Origin of the sequence: Paenibacillus sp. FSL R5-0345 (genome assembly GCF_000758585.1) — a bacterium.
Taxonomy (GTDB): domain Bacteria; phylum Bacillota; class Bacilli; order Paenibacillales; family Paenibacillaceae; genus Paenibacillus_AQ.
The window spans coordinates 4,530,781-4,548,228 of record NZ_CP009281.1 but is presented as its reverse complement, the minus strand read 5'-3'; the positions used below and the strand labels follow the sequence as shown (position 1 = coordinate 4,548,228).

General features: G+C 44.2%; 20 protein-coding genes. 19 read left to right on the top strand and 1 reads right to left on the bottom strand.

Annotated elements, in window-relative coordinates:
• Positions 1-5: 5 nt before the first annotated feature.
• From trpD to R50345_RS20120, 18 genes are all read left to right on the top strand, one after another.
• Positions 6-1,046, top strand: a complete 1,041-nt coding sequence (gene trpD / locus R50345_RS20205; protein WP_042129557.1) for an anthranilate phosphoribosyltransferase — start codon at positions 6-8, stop codon at positions 1,044-1,046.
• Positions 1,036-1,866 (top strand): indole-3-glycerol phosphate synthase TrpC, encoded by an 831-nt coding sequence (gene trpC, locus R50345_RS20200; protein ID WP_042129555.1) that lies wholly within the window; start codon positions 1,036-1,038, stop codon positions 1,864-1,866. The genes trpD and trpC overlap by 11 nt, the downstream gene beginning before the upstream one ends.
• Positions 1,859-2,536: a phosphoribosylanthranilate isomerase gene (locus R50345_RS20195; protein WP_042129553.1), complete on the top strand. Its 678-nt coding sequence runs from the start codon at positions 1,859-1,861 to the stop codon at positions 2,534-2,536. Before trpC ends, R50345_RS20195 begins: the two co-directional genes overlap by 8 nt.
• Complete coding sequence (gene trpB, locus R50345_RS20190; protein ID WP_042129551.1) at positions 2,533-3,732, top strand: tryptophan synthase subunit beta; 1,200 nt, start codon at positions 2,533-2,535, stop codon at positions 3,730-3,732. The genes R50345_RS20195 and trpB overlap by 4 nt, the downstream gene beginning before the upstream one ends.
• On the top strand, positions 3,729-4,553 hold the full coding sequence (gene trpA, locus R50345_RS20185) for a tryptophan synthase subunit alpha (protein ID WP_042129549.1): 825 nt from the start codon (positions 3,729-3,731) through the stop codon (positions 4,551-4,553). Before trpB ends, trpA begins: the two co-directional genes overlap by 4 nt.
• Before the next feature lie 59 nt (positions 4,554-4,612).
• Positions 4,613-5,710, top strand: a complete 1,098-nt coding sequence (hisC, locus tag R50345_RS20180) for a histidinol-phosphate transaminase (protein ID WP_042129546.1) — start codon at positions 4,613-4,615, stop codon at positions 5,708-5,710.
• 47 nt (positions 5,711-5,757) lie between these two features.
• A complete protein-coding gene (locus tag R50345_RS20175; RefSeq protein ID WP_042129543.1) occupies positions 5,758-6,852 on the top strand; it encodes a prephenate dehydrogenase in 1,095 nt (364 codons plus the stop codon).
• 809 nt (positions 6,853-7,661) lie between these two features.
• Positions 7,662-8,249, top strand: coding sequence for an RNA polymerase sigma factor (locus R50345_RS20170; protein ID WP_042129542.1), 588 nt, complete (start codon positions 7,662-7,664; stop codon positions 8,247-8,249).
• A 5-nt stretch (positions 8,250-8,254) separates the two neighbouring features.
• Entirely contained in the window at positions 8,255-8,845 is a 591-nt protein-coding gene (locus tag R50345_RS20165; protein WP_042129541.1) for an anti-sigma factor family protein, read from the top strand.
• Between the two features lie 182 nt (positions 8,846-9,027).
• Complete coding sequence (locus tag R50345_RS20160; RefSeq protein ID WP_042129539.1) at positions 9,028-9,615, top strand: histidine phosphatase family protein; 588 nt, start codon at positions 9,028-9,030, stop codon at positions 9,613-9,615.
• 89 nt (positions 9,616-9,704) lie between these two features.
• The gene (locus R50345_RS20155; RefSeq protein WP_042129537.1) at positions 9,705-10,787 is read left to right on the top strand and encodes a hypothetical protein; all 1,083 of its coding nucleotides are present in this window, start codon (positions 9,705-9,707) and stop codon (positions 10,785-10,787) included.
• A gap of 245 nt (positions 10,788-11,032) precedes the next feature.
• On the top strand, positions 11,033-11,212 hold the full coding sequence (locus R50345_RS20150; RefSeq protein WP_042129535.1) for an IDEAL domain-containing protein: 180 nt from the start codon (positions 11,033-11,035) through the stop codon (positions 11,210-11,212).
• Positions 11,213-11,414: 202 nt separating this feature from the next.
• Entirely contained in the window at positions 11,415-11,834 is a 420-nt protein-coding gene (locus R50345_RS20145) for a DUF2487 family protein (RefSeq protein WP_042129533.1), read from the top strand.
• Between the two features lie 239 nt (positions 11,835-12,073).
• Positions 12,074-12,628 carry a QcrA and Rieske domain-containing protein gene (locus R50345_RS20140; RefSeq protein WP_042129531.1) on the top strand — a complete coding sequence of 185 codons (555 nt, stop codon included), beginning with the start codon at positions 12,074-12,076 and terminating at the stop codon, positions 12,626-12,628.
• A gap of 6 nt (positions 12,629-12,634) precedes the next feature.
• Complete coding sequence (gene qcrB / locus R50345_RS20135; RefSeq protein WP_042129529.1) at positions 12,635-13,306, top strand: menaquinol-cytochrome c reductase cytochrome b subunit; 672 nt, start codon at positions 12,635-12,637, stop codon at positions 13,304-13,306.
• Positions 13,307-13,332: 26 nt separating this feature from the next.
• Positions 13,333-14,205 (top strand): menaquinol-cytochrome c reductase cytochrome b/c subunit, encoded by an 873-nt coding sequence (locus tag R50345_RS20130; RefSeq protein WP_042129527.1) that lies wholly within the window; start codon positions 13,333-13,335, stop codon positions 14,203-14,205.
• Positions 14,206-14,297: 92 nt separating this feature from the next.
• Complete coding sequence (locus R50345_RS20125; protein WP_042129526.1) at positions 14,298-14,945, top strand: DUF1405 domain-containing protein; 648 nt, start codon at positions 14,298-14,300, stop codon at positions 14,943-14,945.
• Between the two features lie 156 nt (positions 14,946-15,101).
• Positions 15,102-16,001: a sporulation protein YpjB gene (locus R50345_RS20120; RefSeq protein ID WP_052414667.1), complete on the top strand. Its 900-nt coding sequence runs from the start codon at positions 15,102-15,104 to the stop codon at positions 15,999-16,001.
• 57 nt (positions 16,002-16,058) lie between these two features.
• Here the strand turns inward: R50345_RS20120 and R50345_RS20115 are convergent, their stop codons facing one another.
• Positions 16,059-16,928 carry a YitT family protein gene (locus tag R50345_RS20115; RefSeq protein ID WP_042129524.1) on the bottom strand — a complete coding sequence of 290 codons (870 nt, stop codon included), beginning with the start codon at positions 16,926-16,928 and terminating at the stop codon, positions 16,059-16,061.
• A gap of 168 nt (positions 16,929-17,096) precedes the next feature.
• Between R50345_RS20115 and R50345_RS20110 the strand changes: the two genes are divergently transcribed.
• Complete coding sequence (locus R50345_RS20110; protein WP_036676271.1) at positions 17,097-17,426, top strand: nucleotide pyrophosphohydrolase; 330 nt, start codon at positions 17,097-17,099, stop codon at positions 17,424-17,426.
• The last annotated feature ends 22 nt before the right edge of the window (positions 17,427-17,448 follow it).

The window sequence follows — 17,448 nt, the reverse complement described above, 5'->3', positions numbered from 1 at the left end:
TTATTATGGATGCAACGAAATTAATTCAATCAGGAATCGCCGGACTGATCGAAGGCAAAAATCTGACACGTACTGAAGCACGGGATATAATGGGTGCTATAATGCTTGGAGATGCTTCACAAGCACAAATCGGTTCATTGCTGACTGCTTTACGAATTAAAGGAGAAACCGTGGAGGAGATTACGGGTTTTGCGGAAGCTATGAGAGGTTTCGGCACATCCGTACTGACTGACCGCGCACGTTTGTTAGATACCTGTGGTACGGGCGGTTCCGGCATCCATAAATTTAATATTTCAACCGCCTCAGCGATTATTTCATCTGCGGCTTCGGTTAGAGTTGCAAAGCATGGCAATCGTTCGGCTTCAGGCAGAGCGGGAAGTGCTGATGTACTTGAAGCCTTAGGTGTTAACATTCATCTGAATGCAGAGCAGGCTCGAGAATGTCTGGATCGCATTGGCATTTGCTTTTTATTCGCACAAATTTACCATCCTTCGATGCGACATGCAGCAGCACCTCGTAAAGAGCTTGGTGTACGAACGATCTTTAATATGCTGGGTCCTCTTACAAATCCCGCAGGTGCTGACCGTCAGCTGCTGGGGATTTATGACCGGGATAAGACGGAGACGGTGGCTAATGTACTGAAGGAGCTAGGTTCCAAGCGTGCAATGGTTGTAAGCAGTTCGGATGGTCTAGACGAAATCAGCATTTCTGCCTCTACATTAGTGTCTGAGCTAAAAGAGGGTATAGTGACCACTTATGAAATTACTCCGGAGGGATTAGGTCTTAACAGACATCCGCTTGAAGCCGTTCTGGGTGGAGACGCAGCTGAGAACGCAGCAATTATTACCTCCGTGCTCCAAGGTGAGATCAATCCCTATCGCGATATCGTGTTAGCTAATGCGGGAGCATGTATATATGTTGCAGGTCTGGCAGATACCTTGGCCGGAGGCGTCGAGAAAGCAAAAGAAGTAGTGGATTCGGGTAAGGCATTATCCAAGCTGGATCAGCTTGTTGTGATGACGGAGGAGCTTAATTATGTATCTTGATAAAATTGTCGCTACAAAGATCAAAGAGGTGGAGGCGCTCAGTGAACGCTTTTCTATAGCTCAAGCCGAACGTGATATAGCAGCACTCCCTCAGACTAGGGGCTTTCGTAAGGCGCTGACCCAAGGGAAGAACAGAGAGATGGGATTGATTGCTGAGGTGAAGAAGGCTTCCCCTTCTAAAGGTTTGATCCGTGAAGATTTCGATCCTGTTTCTATTGCAAAAGGCTATGAAGCGGGAGGCGCTGATTGTTTATCTGTTTTGACGGATAGGGATTATTTTCAGGGCAGCGCTGCCTACTTGCAGCAAGTGAAGGATAGCGTTAATCTTCCGCTGCTCCGCAAAGATTTTATTATTGATGAGAAACAGATTTATGAAGCGCGTATTCTTGGAGCAGATGCGGTGTTGTTAATCGTCGCAATTTTGACACCGGATAAACTGTCTCATTTTGTAGATATAGCCACAGGACTTGGAATGGATGTATTGATCGAAGTTCATGATCGAAATGAGCTTGCGGTGGTATTAAGTACAGACAAAATAACTCATCCTAATATACTGCTGGGCATTAATAATCGTAATCTGCGTACGTTTGAGACTTCCTTAGAGACAACGGCAGAACTTGCAGCATTAGTACCTCAAGGTGTCCCTGTGATCAGTGAAAGCGGAATTGCAGGTCCAAGTGATATTGACTACCTAAGAACGACTGGCGCTCATGGTGTACTCGTTGGGGAATATCTAATGCGTCAAGCTAATGTAGAAGATGCGGTAAATGGATTGTTAGGTATGCTCCCAAATGGAAAGGACCGTGTCCGGCATGGCTGAGACATTGGTAAAAATCTGTGGACTTCAGGACGTTGAAGTGCTAAAATCTATGGTACACTTACCACTAGATTATATTGGATTTGTATTCGCACCTAGTCGTCGCAGGATTACTCTGGAGCGTGCTTCCGAACTGATTGCTGAACTTCCACAATGGAAGACTAGTGACAAGCCTAAAGCTGCTGGGGTTTTTGTTAATCCCGAGCTGGATGAGCTGAGCGAACTGCTCTCCGTTGTGTCACTAGATGTTATTCAGTTACATGGGGAGGAAAGTCCAGCCTTTTGTCAAAAGGTTCAGCAAGCTTTCCCACAAGTTCAGGTGTGGAAGGCATTGTCTGTTGCTGATAAAGAGTGTGATGACGCCGAAAACAAATATACATTGGAACAATACGCAGGCTTCGTTGATGCTGTATTGTTAGATACTTATGATCCTCAGCAGAGCGGCGGCTCTGGGCGCACTTTCGCTTGGGAGAGGTTGCCTGATTATCAGGAAATCGCGCTACGAAATGGTTTGCCGTTATTTGTAGCTGGAGGACTTCATCCTAATAACGTAGGAGAGTTGCTAGATACTTATGCTCCGTACGGAGTAGACGTATCTAGTGGAGTAGAGAGTGAAGGCGTTAAAGATATTATTAAAATGACAGCTTTTGTGGAAAGGGTGAAGCAATCATGACACAAGTACCGGACCAGCATGGACGTTTCGGTTCATTCGGAGGGCGCTTCGTGCCCGAAACTTTGATGACTGCATTGATTGAGCTGGAGGAAGCCTATCAGAAGTATTCGGCGGACCCGGCTTTTCAAGAAGAAATAGATTATCTATTAAAGCAATATTCCGGACGGGAGACCCCACTGTATTATGCAGAACGTCTAAGTAAACATCTGGGAGAAGCTAAAATATATTTGAAGCGTGAAGATTTGAATCATACGGGCGCTCATAAGATTAACAATGCGATTGGTCAGGGAATTCTGGCTAAAATGATGGGTAAAACCAAGGTGATCGCTGAGACTGGAGCTGGTCAGCATGGTGTTGCTACTGCTACGGTTGCAGCCCTACTTGGTATGGAATGTAAGGTGTTTATGGGGGAAGAGGATACTCGTCGCCAGGCACTCAATGTATTCCGTATGAAGCTGCTTGGAGCTGAGGTGATTCCCGTTACTTCAGGATCGCGTACTTTAAAAGATGCCGGCAACGAAGCGCTTCGCTACTGGGTTAGCAATGTGGAAGATACTTTTTACATTCTCGGTTCTGCCGTAGGCCCACATCCTTATCCGATGATGGTTCGTAACTTTCAGCGGGTGATTGGTGATGAAACGCGGCGCCAGATTCTGAAGGCTGAAGGAAGACTGCCGGATGTGCTTGTTGCTGCAGTAGGCGGCGGTAGTAATGCCATCGGCATGTTCTATCCGTTTGTAGAGGATGAAGGTGTCGGTATGATTGGTGTGGAGGCAGCAGGCAAAGGAATTGACACACCATTTCATGCGGCGACGATGAGTAAGGGGACTCATGGCGTATTCCAGGGTTCGATGAGTTACCTTCTGCAGGATGAACATGGTCAAGTAACAGAGGCTCATTCTATCTCCGCAGGTCTGGATTATCCTGGTGTAGGTCCTGAGCACTCCTATTTAAAAGATATCGAACGCGCAAAATATGTCCCGATTACAGATGCAGAGGCGTTAGATGCACTGAAGCTGCTATGCGTGACGGAAGGCATTATTCCAGCGTTAGAGTCAGCACATGCGATAGCCCATGTAGTAAAGATGGGTCCAACCCTTACCAAGGACGATATTGTTGTTATCTGTCTGTCAGGCCGGGGAGACAAAGATGTGGAATCGATCATGGCGTACACAGAAGGGAAGGGAAATGAATGACAACCGAAACTACAAACCGAATGGATTTGGTATTCCGGAAGCTTAAAGCTGAAGAACAGACGGCATTAATTCCTTTTCTAACTGTGGGAGATCCTGATCTAGAGACTACGCTTGCCATCATCGCCGAGCTTGAACTAGCAGGTGCAGATATTCTCGAGCTAGGGGTTCCTTACTCTGATCCGCTTGCAGACGGCCCTGTCATTCAGCGAGCGTCTGCGCGTGCTCTGCGGGGTGAGGTTCACCTGCGTACTTGCATGGAGACTGCGTTAAAGGCTCGTCAAGCTGGAAGTGAATTGCCATTTATTTTGTTTTCCTATTACAACCCTATTCTGCAAATGGGACTGGATACATTTTTTGCAGAACTGAATGCTCATGAGATTAGTGGTCTTATTATTCCAGATCTTCCTGTCGAGGAATCAGAGGAGATGCGTCGCCGCAGTAGTGAGGTTGGCGTTAATCTGATTCCACTGGTTGCACCGACCTCAAGTGAACGGATTGCGAAGATTGTCTCAGGTGCGAGTGGGTTTATCTATTGTGTATCCTCGTTAGGTGTGACAGGAGAACGATCCACTTTTCATGCTGATGTAGAAGCGTTTATTGATTCTGTACGTCAAGCAACAGACCTACCAGTAGCTGTTGGATTTGGTATTTCAACGGGTGAACAGGTTGCCCGCTTTGCTCAGATTTGCGATGGGGTTGTAGTAGGCAGTGCCATTGTCCGCAAAATAGAATATGTCATTCCGCTGCTCGACAATCCTGTCACACGGAATGAGGGGCTGTTGCAAATTCGAGAATTTGTGGCACAATTAAAAAGACCATAACAGGGTCATTTAGACCTGTGTATAGTGGAGTAATCAACTATGGAGAGCGAGGACTATTCATGAATCCAAAACCGAATATAGTTAATCTCCCTGTCTACAAACCAGGGAAACCTATAGACGAAGTTAAGAAGGAGCTCGGCTTAAGTGAGGTTATTAAGCTTGCATCCAATGAGAACCCGTATGGAGCTTCCCCGAGTGCTAAAGAGGCTATTCTAGCAGAGCTTGAGAATCTTTATCTATATCCAGACGGATCGGCCGTTGAGTTGACGGCAGCACTTGCCAGCCGGCTTGGTGTAAATAGCGATAATATTATTTTTGGTTGTGGTTCTGATGAGATTATTGCTCTTATTGCTCGTGCTTTCTTCTTGCCAGGTGATGAGACAATCATGGCTGACCAGACCTTTTCTGTCTATAAGAGTAACGCAGATATCGAAGGCGCTGTATCCATCGAGGTACCCCTTGTAAAGGGTACACATGATCTGGATGGGATGCTGGCCCGTATTTCGGACCGCACGAAGGTTGTCTGGATTTGTAATCCGAATAACCCAACAGGAACGATTGTACCAGAGGAAGCCTTGGTTTCTTTCCTTGATGCTGTTCCTTCGAATGTAATGGTTGTCCTTGATGAAGCATACTGCGAGTACGTAACAGATCTTTCTTACTCCAACGGTATCCAATTATTAAATCGTTATACGAATCTGGTTGTGCTTCGCACATTCTCCAAAATTTATGGTTTAGCCGCATTGCGTATTGGTTATGGCGTTGCTAGTCCTGAGATTATTTCATTGATCAACAAGGTACGTGAGCCTTTCAATACTTCTCGTCTTGCGCAGGCGGCGGCTCTTGCTGCCTTGAATGACCAAGATTACGTGGAGCAATGCCGTCGTCTTAATAGCGCGGGTATTGTCCAATTACAAGGTGAATTCAAACGTCTGGGACTAGAATCTTTCCCTGCACACGGGAACTTCATTATGGTAGATGTTCGTAAACCTGCAACCGAGGTTTTCGATGCTTTGATGCGTAAAGGAATCATAGTAAGAGCAGGTCATCAAGTTTACCCTACTTATATTCGTGTTACTGTGGGCTCTGCTGAACAGAACAAAGCGTTTATAACTGCGCTGGAACAAACGCTTATAGAGTATGGTGTGCGCGCTTAGTAATAAACAGCAAGACTAGACTAAAAAAGGCAGGTAGTTCAAAGAACATGACGACAAAAATAGCTATATTCGGTGTCGGTCTGATCGGAGGCTCACTGGCCCTTTGCTTTAAAGGCAAGGAGGGCCTGACCGTCGTAGGACATGCCCACCGTCCTGAATCCGCGAGTAAATATATAAGCAGAGGTGTGGTTGATCAAGCCACGCTTTCTGTTGAAGAAGCGGCACTTGATGCTGATTTCATTTTTTTATGTGTACCGGTAGGGATGTTAGAGGATTATCTGCAACAATTAAGTAAATTGCCTCTAAAACCCGGCTGCATTATTACAGATGTTGGAAGCACGAAAGCTAGTATTGCCGCATGTGCGGTCTCCTTAGATATTCCTGGAGTACATTTTATCGGCGGACACCCAATGGCAGGATCGGAGCGCTCAGGTGTTGAGGCGGCTTCATCACTGCTATTTGAGAATGCGTATTATGTGTTGACGCCTCCTCCAGGCGTACCAGACGAGGCTTATCATGCGTTGGAGTCTCTACTACACCACACAAGAGCGCAGATTGTACGCCTTGATCCAGAACGTCATGATGAGATTGTAGGCGCCATTAGTCATTTACCGCATATTATTGCCGTTGCTCTGGTGAATCAGATTCGTGCCTATGATGATACTGACTCCTTATATAGCACATTAGCTGCTGGGGGCTTTCGGGATATTACACGGATTGCTTCCAGTGATCCTATAATTTGGCGAGACATTTTACTGAACAATCGTTTTGTAATGCTTCGTTTATTGAAGGATTGGAACGAGGAAGTTTCTTCTTTTGTTCGTCTACTGGAAAGTGAAGATGGTGTGGGGATTGAAGAGGCCTTCCAGGAAGCAAATGGCTTCCGCAGTCAGTTACCTGAACGGCGTAAAGGCATGATAGCACCTTTATTTGACCTACATATTGATGTACCGGATCATCCGGGGATTATCGGTCGTATTGCTACTGAGCTGGGGGACCAAGGCATTAACCTTAGTAACGTACAAATCATCGAGAGTCGTGAAGATGTGCCGGGTATTATGCGCCTATCATTTCGACAGGAGAACGATATGGAACGTGCGAAGGTGCTTCTGCAGCAGCACGATTATACCGTATATGTGTAGTTAGTTGCCCTTCCAATATGGAGGGGCTTTTATTTATTATGGGCTCTAAAAAAGTATAACGCTGTGAACAGCAACTGCTTCAAGTGGATGCAGAAGAGGGTATTGATAATGAGCGGGGCTAACCTGGCTGATTTGTTTTAGTGATGGTAGTTTATATTTTTATAAGTTAGATACAGCGCTTACAAGGCAAAAAAAGACCGCTTACAAAGTAAGCGGCTACAGTTCACAATAAATTGGAACCGTGTAGTATTTGGATAGGAGTGGAGAGAAACCATACTGTACTTTTATTATATGTATACGTTTACATTTTGTCAACAGTTTATTAAAAAGAGATTAAAGTCATTTTACAGTGACCAAAGTCTTATTGCTGAAGCTAATGTTTATTTATAATCTGATGTCAGGTCGTGCTGACGAGATTACTGCTCTGAAGTCTATTAATGTCATCCTATGAGAATCTGTGATACAATAGATCTGGTATATTTCTAGATTCGTTATAAAATTTATATGCTTTTATAAGTATGCCATTTTTCTTTTTATATTCATCACAATCATCATGCCATAAATATTGGGTGGTTGAATATACATAGGTGTATTTCAAAATTTAAGATCATGTAAGTCTTATGTTATACATTATCTTTAAATTTCGACGAGAAAAGGTTGTCCTACATAAAATGACGACAATATCGTTTCTTCTTGGTAATAAACTAAAAAATTGCAGTTAGTACCGCAACTTTTAAAGCCCAAACCGGTATAATAAGTACGGACCGGACGGGAAAAGACGTGCAAGGGCGAGGAGGGCCAATCTCACCATGACGGATTCCCAGTTGATCCAGCAAATCAAACAAGGAAATACAGAATTATATTCAGAATTAATGCGTCGTTATCAGCGAAAAATATTGGCATTTGTATATCATATGCTTAGAAACTCACAAATGGAGCTAATTGCAGAGGACCTTTGTTCGGAGACTTTCTACAAGGCATTCCGTAGCTTGCATTCCTTTCGAGAGGTAGATGCTTCCTTTTCAACTTGGTTGTACACTATTGCTCGTAATACTGTACTAAGTGAGCTTCGTAAGAATCGTGCCGGAAATGTATCTCTAGAAGAGAGTGGATATACTCCCGTTGCACCGTTTGAGGTAGCACCTGAGCAGGCTGCATTGCGTAAAGAACGGATGAATTTAGTCCGTGAGGCAATTAATAATCTTCCGGAGAAACAACGCTCTGCGCTAATCCTGCGTGAATACGATCAAATGGACTATCAAGAAATTGCAGAAATTTTGGATCAAAGTGTAAGCTCCGTGAAATCATTGTTGTTTCGTGCCAGAAGTAGTGTGAAGCTTCAACTCGAATCCTATTTCAATGAGCCTGAAGTTGAAGAGCAGGTTGAGAGGGTGTAAGGCGAATGAATTGCAGGGAAGCGCAAGAATGTATTCCGCTCTTGTGGGACGCTCCCCCCACACATCCTAGGCGGATTTTACTAGAAAGACATATTGAAACTTGTCCTTACTGCGCTGCTGAATGGTCTTTGTGGCAAGAAAGTAGTCAGCTTATGCATGATTTGAAGGAAGAGATTAGCGAAGAGAGTGCAGAGCTCATAAATGTTAAAGTTATGGAACGGATTTATCTAGAGAGTCCTTGGTTGATGCCAGGGGATGGGAAATCCGCGGGGACATCTGCTATTGTCCGCCATCGGCTTAGCCTCTGGATCGCTTGCTTTCTGGCAGTATTTTTATCCAGTGTTCTTTACTTCACTATGTTTAGAACACCTGCTGATATCACAGCGGCTCAGAGTGGAATTGTAGAGACGGGTATTGCAGGTTCTATGGAATGGACATCGACTTATCCGATTTTAGGGTCTGAAGGTGGGATTATTGAACCGCTTGTAGTGAATATGGGACCTACTCATCCTCAATATTGGATGATGTTATCCATGCTTGGTGTGGGTTTTGCAGTGTTTTCGCTAACCCGGCTGAATCGCTATCGCAGATCTTAAAGGGTCTATTGACGTATGACTTAGCTGTTACAGTATATAATAGTGTTAATACCGTTGTAGGAGTCCCTTTACTTAAAGTTAAGAGGGGCTTTTTTTGTATTCTAATATGCATAAAAGAAGACTTTTTATTGCATCCATGTTACATTAAGAGACAAATACTTGGATGAAAAGGGGGAGGCAATATGCTAATCGGCTTGATACGCCATGGATTGACGGACTGGAACGCAATTGGGAAGATTCAGGGACAAAGTGATATTCCGCTTAATGATGAAGGACGGATGCAAGCTGCTATGCTTGCTGACCGCTTACTACAAGAACCGTATCGCTGGGATTATTGCATTACAAGTAACCTTTCCCGTGCCGCAGAGACAGGCAAGATTATTGCCGATAAATTAGGCATACCGCTGCTAGATCCTGATCATCGGATCCGGGAACGTGCTTACGGGCAGGTAGAAGGGCTTACTGCCGCTGAACGCGAAGAGAAGTGGGGCAAGGAATGGAGTCAGCTCTCGCTAGGTCAAGAAACTGACGAGCAGCTTCAGGCTCGTGCACTCGCTTTTATGGAGGATATTTCTGCGCAGCATCCCGATCGGAACATATTAGTTATTTCTCATGGGGGGTTCCTCGCTCAGCTGTATACGGCACTTTACAAGGATAAGTATTCTGAACGAATTGGAAATTTATCCCTAACCATCTTGGAGAAGAAAGAGCGGGAATGGAACCCTATTTTATACAATTGTACTCGCCATATCCTGCAAAATCAGCGTTAACCCGTGCATCGGGTTATTTTTTTTGCGCTAAGGGGAATAAAATGGGCTGTATTTCCCATAATGGTAGTAAAACGGTGAGGCGATAAAACATGAATCTGGCGGATATGCTTACTTATGCAGATATTGGACAGCTGACCGCCATAGCGGGACGCTACCGGTGTGAATGCAAGCAGAATTCTAAACATGACTTGATCCAGAGTATTTTGATTATGCTGGGTAGCAGAAGTTTTATGGAGTCTCATATCCGGGAATGTGCTCCGGAGGATCTGCGGTTTTTGAATACATTACTTTTTGATGAACGCAGCTACTTTAGTCTAGAAGATTTGTTGGCTGTGGCTAGGCAGGCTTCGTTTGACGCTCCTGAAGGAAAGACCGGAGGTTTCCGGGAGATGGTTTCTCGTTTCAAAAGCGGAGGCTGGCTCTTTAGTGGCTCCTCCCAGCAAACCAGATACTTGTTCCAAGTGCCTAAAGATTTGAAAGAGCGCTTTCGTGAGACGATGAGCGCATATATCAAGGATAAGGTTACGGTTAGCTCTGAACCAGCCATGTATCGAAATGAAGGCGAATTGTTATTAGGTGATCTGGTTATGCTTCTGAGATATATTAAAGAAAATGAGCCGGAGCTGAATCAGGAAGGGGCAATGTATAGGCGGTATCAGCAAGGGGTGATGAATGCACTTCATATTCCGGAAGATCTTCTTAGCAAAGGCGGCTGGAGATTTGGTTATGGTAGGGCATGCGAGCATTATCCACCTAGATTAGCGCTCCTGTATGATTATGTTCGTCATCGCCGCTGGATCACTGAAGAAGGGTTTCGGTTAAGGCTTACAGCGACAGGAGAGGCAGTGTTGGCTGATGGAAAATGCGACTCGTTGATGCAGATATTCTCTTTTTGGTTAAAACTATATAAGGGGGCTATACCAAACCTGCCTTCACTTGTGTATTGGGTAAGCATTAGTGCAAGGAATTGGGTGAGTGTACCTTCATTAGTGGATGGGGTAGGGTGGTTAATTAAACCGTTCTATTATGACAGTGCTGCTTCTATCCTGGAGCAACGAATTATTCGGATGATGGTGCACCTTGGGATGCTTAAATTAGGGGAGAACGCTGTTGGACTCGCTGTGATGATGACGCCGTGGGGGATGGAGATAGCCGTGCCTAAACATCTATAGTAGTATGGAGGCATACAAGCAAATGCTTATGGGGATTACATATGTAGATTGAGGACTTCGCCTTGGTTGCTGATAGGAACAATAGATGAAGTATTGATCAGAATGGGTAAATATGTAGAACGTAGACAGGATTGTTGAATATGATTTAGTAGGTGCCGTCACTTTTGAAACCGAAAACAAATCATCTTGATGGATATCAAAATATTAAAGCAATAAGGATCTCTTAAACAGCGGAGGTGTATCGAATGGACAAAATGAAGGCTACGTACGAAGTGATGCTAGGACTTGCGGCAGAAATGGTGTGGGATGAAGCGCTGCGAAAGCGTCGCTCCGACATCTTGCACCGTGAGATTGACACGGCGCTGGCTACAGGAGATAAATTGGCTTTTCGAAATCTTACAGAAGAACTTAAAAGTCTGGCATAAAGAAATGCGCTTAGCGCATTTCTTTTTTTTATTAATTTGTTGTGATCTTGCTAATGGAGCAATGAAGCTCACTTTATGTATAAGTAAAAATCTAAATCTAGACGTTTGTACCCCTCTTTCAATATAATGGGATTTATAACTTCGGGCAAATTTGTGAACAGCGGAAACGACGAAGGATTGTATTATAGGGAGATGGACATAAATGAAATTCAGTGATTTTGAAGTTGAGCAATGGGAAGACAATCGAAATTTCTATGATACATGTCTCATACCTTTTACAGGATTAAGCGGTTCTGAGAGTCCCCCTGAGACGGTTCAAGCACTAGAAAGATTACGTGATTTCATGGATTTGGTGGAAATACCATTCAAGGGACGTATCGTAACTTATCCAGCGATTCAGTATGGAGGGGGAGGATATATCGACCTAATTAATGAGGTTTGCCAAAAAGTCAAATCCAGTGGTTTCCAGTATGCTGTAGTATTGACAGCGGATAAAGCCCTTCTGAAGGAAGAAATCTTTGAAAGCGATTTAGTGCTCTCTCTGCCTATTATTGAGTCCTCTCTGGAAGGCAAGATTAATAGTGATATTGGTATGAAAATTCAAGAAATGTGGCGACGGTGAGCCTCTTTTAAATGTGACAGAAAATCAACAATTGTAGGCGAAAATCACTTTTTGGCCTGTCACAAATTAGACAATATTCTTGACGGGTTTTGGTGCCTAAGCTATTATTAGGTTGAATCGAAATGGTATGTGATGTATTTCATTGAAAAGATTTGAAAACGGATTATTTATAGTAAGGCATCTCTGATCGGACACCATAGATACTTTCTTATATCTTGTGAAGGGGGTTATATAACAGTATGAGCAGCCATAATGATCAACAGGATATTTGGCCTGAACAACCACCCAGCCGTAAAGAGATGTCGCGCAGGCAATTTTTGACCTACACGCTAGGTGGCGCTACTGCTTTTATGGGGGCAGGCACAATTCTCCCAATGGTCCGTTTTGTCGTGGACCCAATATTACATAAGAAGGGCGCAGGTGAATTTATAAAGGTTGCTGAAATAAGTAAAATCACCGAAGAGCCCCAAGAATTTACGTTTGAATTGAAGCAGAAGGACGGATGGTACGATAGCACAGCGACGCTGACTGCGTGGATCCGTAAAGACGCAAAGGGTGATATTTATGCGCTTTCACCCATATGTAAACATTTAGGATGTACGGTCGGATGGAATAACGATAAGGCTCATCCCGACGAATATCACTGCCCTTGCCACGGTGCGCGTTACACTAAACTCGGCAAAAATCTCGAGGTTGCTCCAAAGCCGCTTGACCAGTATAAAACGAAATTTGATAACGGCTGGGTTCTTTTGGGTGATATTGTGCCTAATACAGTAGCTAGTGGGGAGGCGTAGGTTCTAATGTTTAAAAATGTCTATAACTGGATTGACGAACGTTTGGATGTTACGCCAATTTGGAGGGACGTGGCCGATCACGAGGTTCCTGAGCATGTTAACCCGGCCCATCATTTCTCTGCGTTTGTGTATTGTTTTGGCGGACTGACCTTTTTTATTACAGTGATTCAGATCTTATCGGGTATGTTCTTAACGATGTATTATGTTCCAGATATTATCAATGCTTATGCAAGTGTTGAATATTTACAGTCTAGTGTTGCTTTTGGACAAATTGTCCGCGGAATGCATCACTGGGGTGCCAGTCTAGTTATTGTTATGATGTTCCTTCATACGATGCGTGTCTTCTTTACAGGCTCTTACAAAGCTCCGCGTGAGATGAACTGGGTAGTGGGTATGCTTATCTTCTTCGTAATGTTGGGTCTCGGTTTAACGGGTTACTTATTGCCTTGGGATAATAAAGCTTATTTTGCAACAAAAGTAACCCTTGAAATTGCTAACTCTGTTCCTGTGATGGGACCCGTACTAAAAGAGCTTATGCAAGGTGGTACGATTGTTGGTGCAGAAACATTGACTCGGTTTTTCGCACTACATGTATTCTTCCTCCCAGCGGTGCTTCTTAGTCTGCTCGTAGGACACTTTATTATGATCCGCAGACAAGGGATTTCTGGACCGTTGTAAGTTAATCTGAGAGAGGAGGAATACGGATGGCACATGGAAACAATTCTAAGGAAAAGGTTGTATACGTCGGTGATAGCAGAGTTCGTAAAGGCAATGGATTTATCACACCTCCAGACTATTCAGCCTATCCTGGTAAATCGGAAGCCTTCATCCCTAACTTTCTACTGAAAGAATGGATGGTTGGCGTCGTTGTACTTGTAGGAATATTAGTGCTTACTATTTCAGAGCCTGCGCCGCTAGGGTTTCCAGCGAATGCGAGTGCTACGGTTATCCCAATTCCTGACTGGTACTTCTTGTTTCTCTATCAGTATTTAAAGCTTCCATATGCTTCTGGTGATTATATCGTACTGGGTACATTAGGAGTAACCGGTGTAGCTTTTGGTTCACTTCTTTTAGCTCCATTTCTGGATACAGGCAGAGAACGCCGCTTCTATCGTAGACCGATCGCTTCATCTTTGATGTTCTTATCACTTGCAGCGATTGTGTACTTGACGAATACGGCTTGGACTGAATACAAACATGAAATGGCTGAAACCGGTCAAATTCCTGAAGATGTTCAACGGGAAGAGAAGGCGGCGGAGAATAGGGCGAAGGGCCTCCCAACCTCGAATGCAGTTAAAGCAAAGGAAGTAGCGATTGTAGACAAGGATGATCCAGCCATGGGACTCTTTAAGCAAGCTACCTGCATTTCTTGTCATGCCGCCGATTTGAAAGGGGCTGGTGGACCCTCTCTTCGTGGCGTAGGGGACACCCATGATAAAGAAGCAATCCTTACTATTATAAAAGAGGGTCAAGGGCAGATGCCGAAGATGTATGATACTGCTCTGGGAGCGGGGCTTTCGGATCAAGACATTGATGCCTTGGCAGACTGGCTTGCCAAACAAAAAAGCGAACAGTAAAATAATAATAACGCAAAACCTGATCGAATCTGCGGTCAGGTTTTTGTATGTCAATCGTAAAGTTGCCACTACTTGGGAGGTTAATGATCTGTATGTCAGTTCATGGGTTTGATAGACTGTTTAAACACCGAGGAATCATTTGGTTGTTATTTATTGTGAATCTTCTCGGTACCATTTATGGCTACATATGGTATGGCAATCAATTGGAGTTCACGGCAGCTAACTTTCCGCTTTGGTTGCTGCCGTTTGTTCCAGATAGTCCAACCGCGAGCTTGTTCTTTACCTTGGCACTGTTGCTAATGCTCTTTCCTCCAAAAAGCTATACGGGAAATAACGTTAGGGAGCTTATTGAAGCATTAGCGGTAGTGACGTCCGTGAAGTATGGGATTTGGGCGGTAAGTATGATTTTTGCTGGAGGGTATCAAGGAGATATTCTAGTGTGGAAAGATTGGATGCTGGTAATCTCCCATTTGGGGATGGCGGTGGAAGCCTTGATCTATGCACGATTCTTTTCTTTCCGCAAAATGATACCGCTAGCGCTGTTCTGGACCCTTGCTAACGATTTGCTGGACTATTCCTATGGAATATACCCATGGTTACCTTCTGTACTGAATGATGATGTTACTCAGGTACAATACTTTACAATGGCGCTTACGGTGTTTAGCGTAATTGTTGCTTGGTTGTTTAGTAGTAGACAAAGACCAGGTGAGTCTATCTATCAGTTTAAGAATAGGTTCTAGCAAGCAGTTCTAACCCTTGTCCCTTTGCCATACATTTAGAATTATAAGAAGTATTAGTTTTATACTATACTTTATCCTTATAATTTTACGAGAAATGAATATCGTCTTTAAAAGACGACAACGTCGTTTCTTCTTAAGGTAGGAGGGGGATGTCTCATGCTCCGCGGGAGATATTATGTGTTGGTTATTCTAGTATTTTGCTGGTTACTGACCAGCATGAATGTTGAAAAAGCTTCAGCAGCGCAAGCGAATGCTGGTGAAGGTGATGGCAATGATACGAAGCAAAGCGCCGATGTTAGTTCGGGCAATGGTTTGGTTGTGATGAGTGGGAAAACTGGAGCACAGCAGCTAGAACAAGCCGCTGAGGCATTGTATGGGTATGTCTTGGAAGGCGATGTGATGAAGGTCCGACAAGAAACCGAAGAGCTCTCTAGGATCTTAGTTTCCTCTTCCTTTGAAGGAATGACTTCTGTAGAGGGCATTAATGCGCTGTCAGGGGTAATTATGGACCTGAAGGCTGCAGTGGCAAGTGCAAAAATATCTCAGGAGCAATTGGAGACTACAGCAACCAAGTTACGGTTAGCCGCCAACAGTCTAAATCAACCTGGACAGCCCATTTGGCTGCAGTATTATAAGCTAATCCACGAGGATCTGAATGCGATGGAACGAAGCGGTGCTGCAAATGATCTGGCTGGATGGAAAGCGGCTGTAGAGAGGCTACAGAGCAGGTACGAGAATATTCGGCCAGCAGTGATCGTCTCCCGTCAGGCTGAAGTTGTAAATGCTTTTGATTCTTGGCTCTCTTATGCAGCAGGCATTCCTTCTTCTTCACAAAAAATCGAACGGGCCCGGTTGCTTGAAATAGTGTCTTACGGCCAGGATGCGGTGCGGGTAATGTTCGGAAAATCGAAGGATGAGCCGGCTTTGTCATTACCCCTGGCCTCACAAGAATTTGGGATTTGGGGAGGGCTAGCCGCAAGCTTTATTATTGCAGCATTAGCTTATGTGGGCTATCGTAAGTATCGTGGAGAAAATCAAAAATTCAAGCCGATTTAGTGAAATTGGCTTAATGAATAACAAAAAGGAGCGGGAAGAGTCCTCGCTCCTTTTTCTTTATGTTTCTCTGAATCCCTCGCCTTGAACATCATGCACATCACTTATAATTACGAACGCGTGCGGATCAATTGATTTGACTAATAAACTAAGACGGCGAATTTCCTGCCTTGAGACCACACAATACACCATATGCTTGGCTTGCTTAGAATACGCACCGATGGCGGGGATGAGCGTTACTCCTCGTTCTAATTCAGCAGTTATTAGATCGGCAATTTGGGGTGCCTCGTCACTAATGATAGTAAAAGCTTTGGCGGCATAAGCGCCTTCCTGGATGAAATCAATAACACGTGAAGCGATAAACACTGCGACGAGTGTGTATAGAATTTTTTCTTTGGGAATATAGAAGATGGAAGAACCGATAATGAAAATGTCGATAGCCAGAATAATCTGTCCCATGCTCCAGCCGAAATTCCGTCCCAGAATTCTTGCTACAATGTCTACGCCACCTGTAGTGCCACCAAAGCGGAACACAATCCCAAGCCCTGTTCCAAGTGTTACCCCTGCGTATAGTGCAGCAAGAATAAAGTCATGTTCGGTACTGAACGGCACGATCCATCCGGCAGAGATCAATCTTTCGAAGATCCACAAGAAAAGGGATAAAGACCCGATCCCTACACCTGTGTATACAATTTGGCGGCCGCCTAGGACTTTCCAACCCAGCAGAAACAATGGGAGATTGATTAGCAGCGTTGTTAAAAAGATTGGGATGTCAAAGGCATAATTAAGCAACAGTGTGATACCTGTTACGCCGCCTTCCATTAGCTGACTGGGAATGATGAAATACAGTAGACCGAATGCATATACGGCAGTGCCGAGCATGATGGGAGCAACTGTTTTACTGATTGCGATTACTTTGTTTGAATTCATGGAATCCCTCGTTAGGCCTTGTTAAGGCAGTTTTTCTTTTCCTATAATAAGTATACCTTTTCTTGCAGGTGTTAAAATATTCAAAAAAGATTTGTCTTCAAAACGTCTTTACGATAACATAGGGGCAAACAGAAGGCAAGATATACAGAGGGGGCAAAGATACATTTTATGGACAAAAGTCTTGGTGACATTCAGCGTGAAGTAGACGCTTATATATCGCAATTTAAAGAAGGGTACTTCAGTCCGCTGTCTATGTTAGCCCGCATGTCCGAGGAAGTCGGAGAGTTGGCGCGGGAAGTTAATCATGAATTCGGTGAAAAGCCGAAGAAGTCTGATGAAGCAGAGAATTCTATTGAGCTTGAACTGGGAGATATTCTGTTTATTACCGTTTGTTTTGCGAATTCTCTTGGGATAGATCTGACTGAAGCGCATAATAAGGTTATGCATAAGTTTAATACCCGAGACGCTGGGCGTTGGACACCAAAAGACACCGATTAGGCCTCTATAACATATGCTGTAC

Bases quoted from the DNA above. Each gene is read 5' to 3' on its own strand.
- R50345_RS20150 (WP_042129535.1), top strand. From the start codon at position 11,033: ATGGACAAAATGAAGGCTACGTACGAAGTGATGCTAGGACTTGCGGCA.
- R50345_RS20120 (WP_052414667.1), top strand. From the start codon at position 15,102: ATGCTCCGCGGGAGATATTATGTGTTGGTTATTCTAGTATTTTGCTGG.
- R50345_RS20155 (WP_042129537.1), top strand. From the start codon at position 9,705: ATGAATCTGGCGGATATGCTTACTTATGCAGATATTGGACAGCTGACC.
- R50345_RS20160 (WP_042129539.1), top strand. From the start codon at position 9,028: ATGCTAATCGGCTTGATACGCCATGGATTGACGGACTGGAACGCAATT.
- R50345_RS20115 (WP_042129524.1), bottom strand. From the start codon at position 16,928: ATGAATTCAAACAAAGTAATCGCAATCAGTAAAACAGTTGCTCCCATC.
- R50345_RS20125 (WP_042129526.1), top strand. From the start codon at position 14,298: ATGTCAGTTCATGGGTTTGATAGACTGTTTAAACACCGAGGAATCATT.
- R50345_RS20110 (WP_036676271.1), top strand. From the start codon at position 17,097: ATGGACAAAAGTCTTGGTGACATTCAGCGTGAAGTAGACGCTTATATA.
- R50345_RS20130 (WP_042129527.1), top strand. From the start codon at position 13,333: ATGGCACATGGAAACAATTCTAAGGAAAAGGTTGTATACGTCGGTGAT.
- trpA (WP_042129549.1), top strand. From the start codon at position 3,729: ATGACAACCGAAACTACAAACCGAATGGATTTGGTATTCCGGAAGCTT.
- R50345_RS20145 (WP_042129533.1), top strand. From the start codon at position 11,415: ATGAAATTCAGTGATTTTGAAGTTGAGCAATGGGAAGACAATCGAAAT.
- trpC (WP_042129555.1), top strand. From the start codon at position 1,036: ATGTATCTTGATAAAATTGTCGCTACAAAGATCAAAGAGGTGGAGGCG.
- qcrB (WP_042129529.1), top strand. From the start codon at position 12,635: ATGTTTAAAAATGTCTATAACTGGATTGACGAACGTTTGGATGTTACG.
- R50345_RS20175 (WP_042129543.1), top strand. From the start codon at position 5,758: ATGACGACAAAAATAGCTATATTCGGTGTCGGTCTGATCGGAGGCTCA.
- trpD (WP_042129557.1), top strand. From the start codon at position 6: ATGGATGCAACGAAATTAATTCAATCAGGAATCGCCGGACTGATCGAA.
- trpB (WP_042129551.1), top strand. From the start codon at position 2,533: ATGACACAAGTACCGGACCAGCATGGACGTTTCGGTTCATTCGGAGGG.
- R50345_RS20165 (WP_042129541.1), top strand. From the start codon at position 8,255: ATGAATTGCAGGGAAGCGCAAGAATGTATTCCGCTCTTGTGGGACGCT.
- R50345_RS20140 (WP_042129531.1), top strand. From the start codon at position 12,074: ATGAGCAGCCATAATGATCAACAGGATATTTGGCCTGAACAACCACCC.
- hisC (WP_042129546.1), top strand. From the start codon at position 4,613: ATGAATCCAAAACCGAATATAGTTAATCTCCCTGTCTACAAACCAGGG.
- R50345_RS20195 (WP_042129553.1), top strand. From the start codon at position 1,859: ATGGCTGAGACATTGGTAAAAATCTGTGGACTTCAGGACGTTGAAGTG.
- R50345_RS20170 (WP_042129542.1), top strand. From the start codon at position 7,662: ATGACGGATTCCCAGTTGATCCAGCAAATCAAACAAGGAAATACAGAA.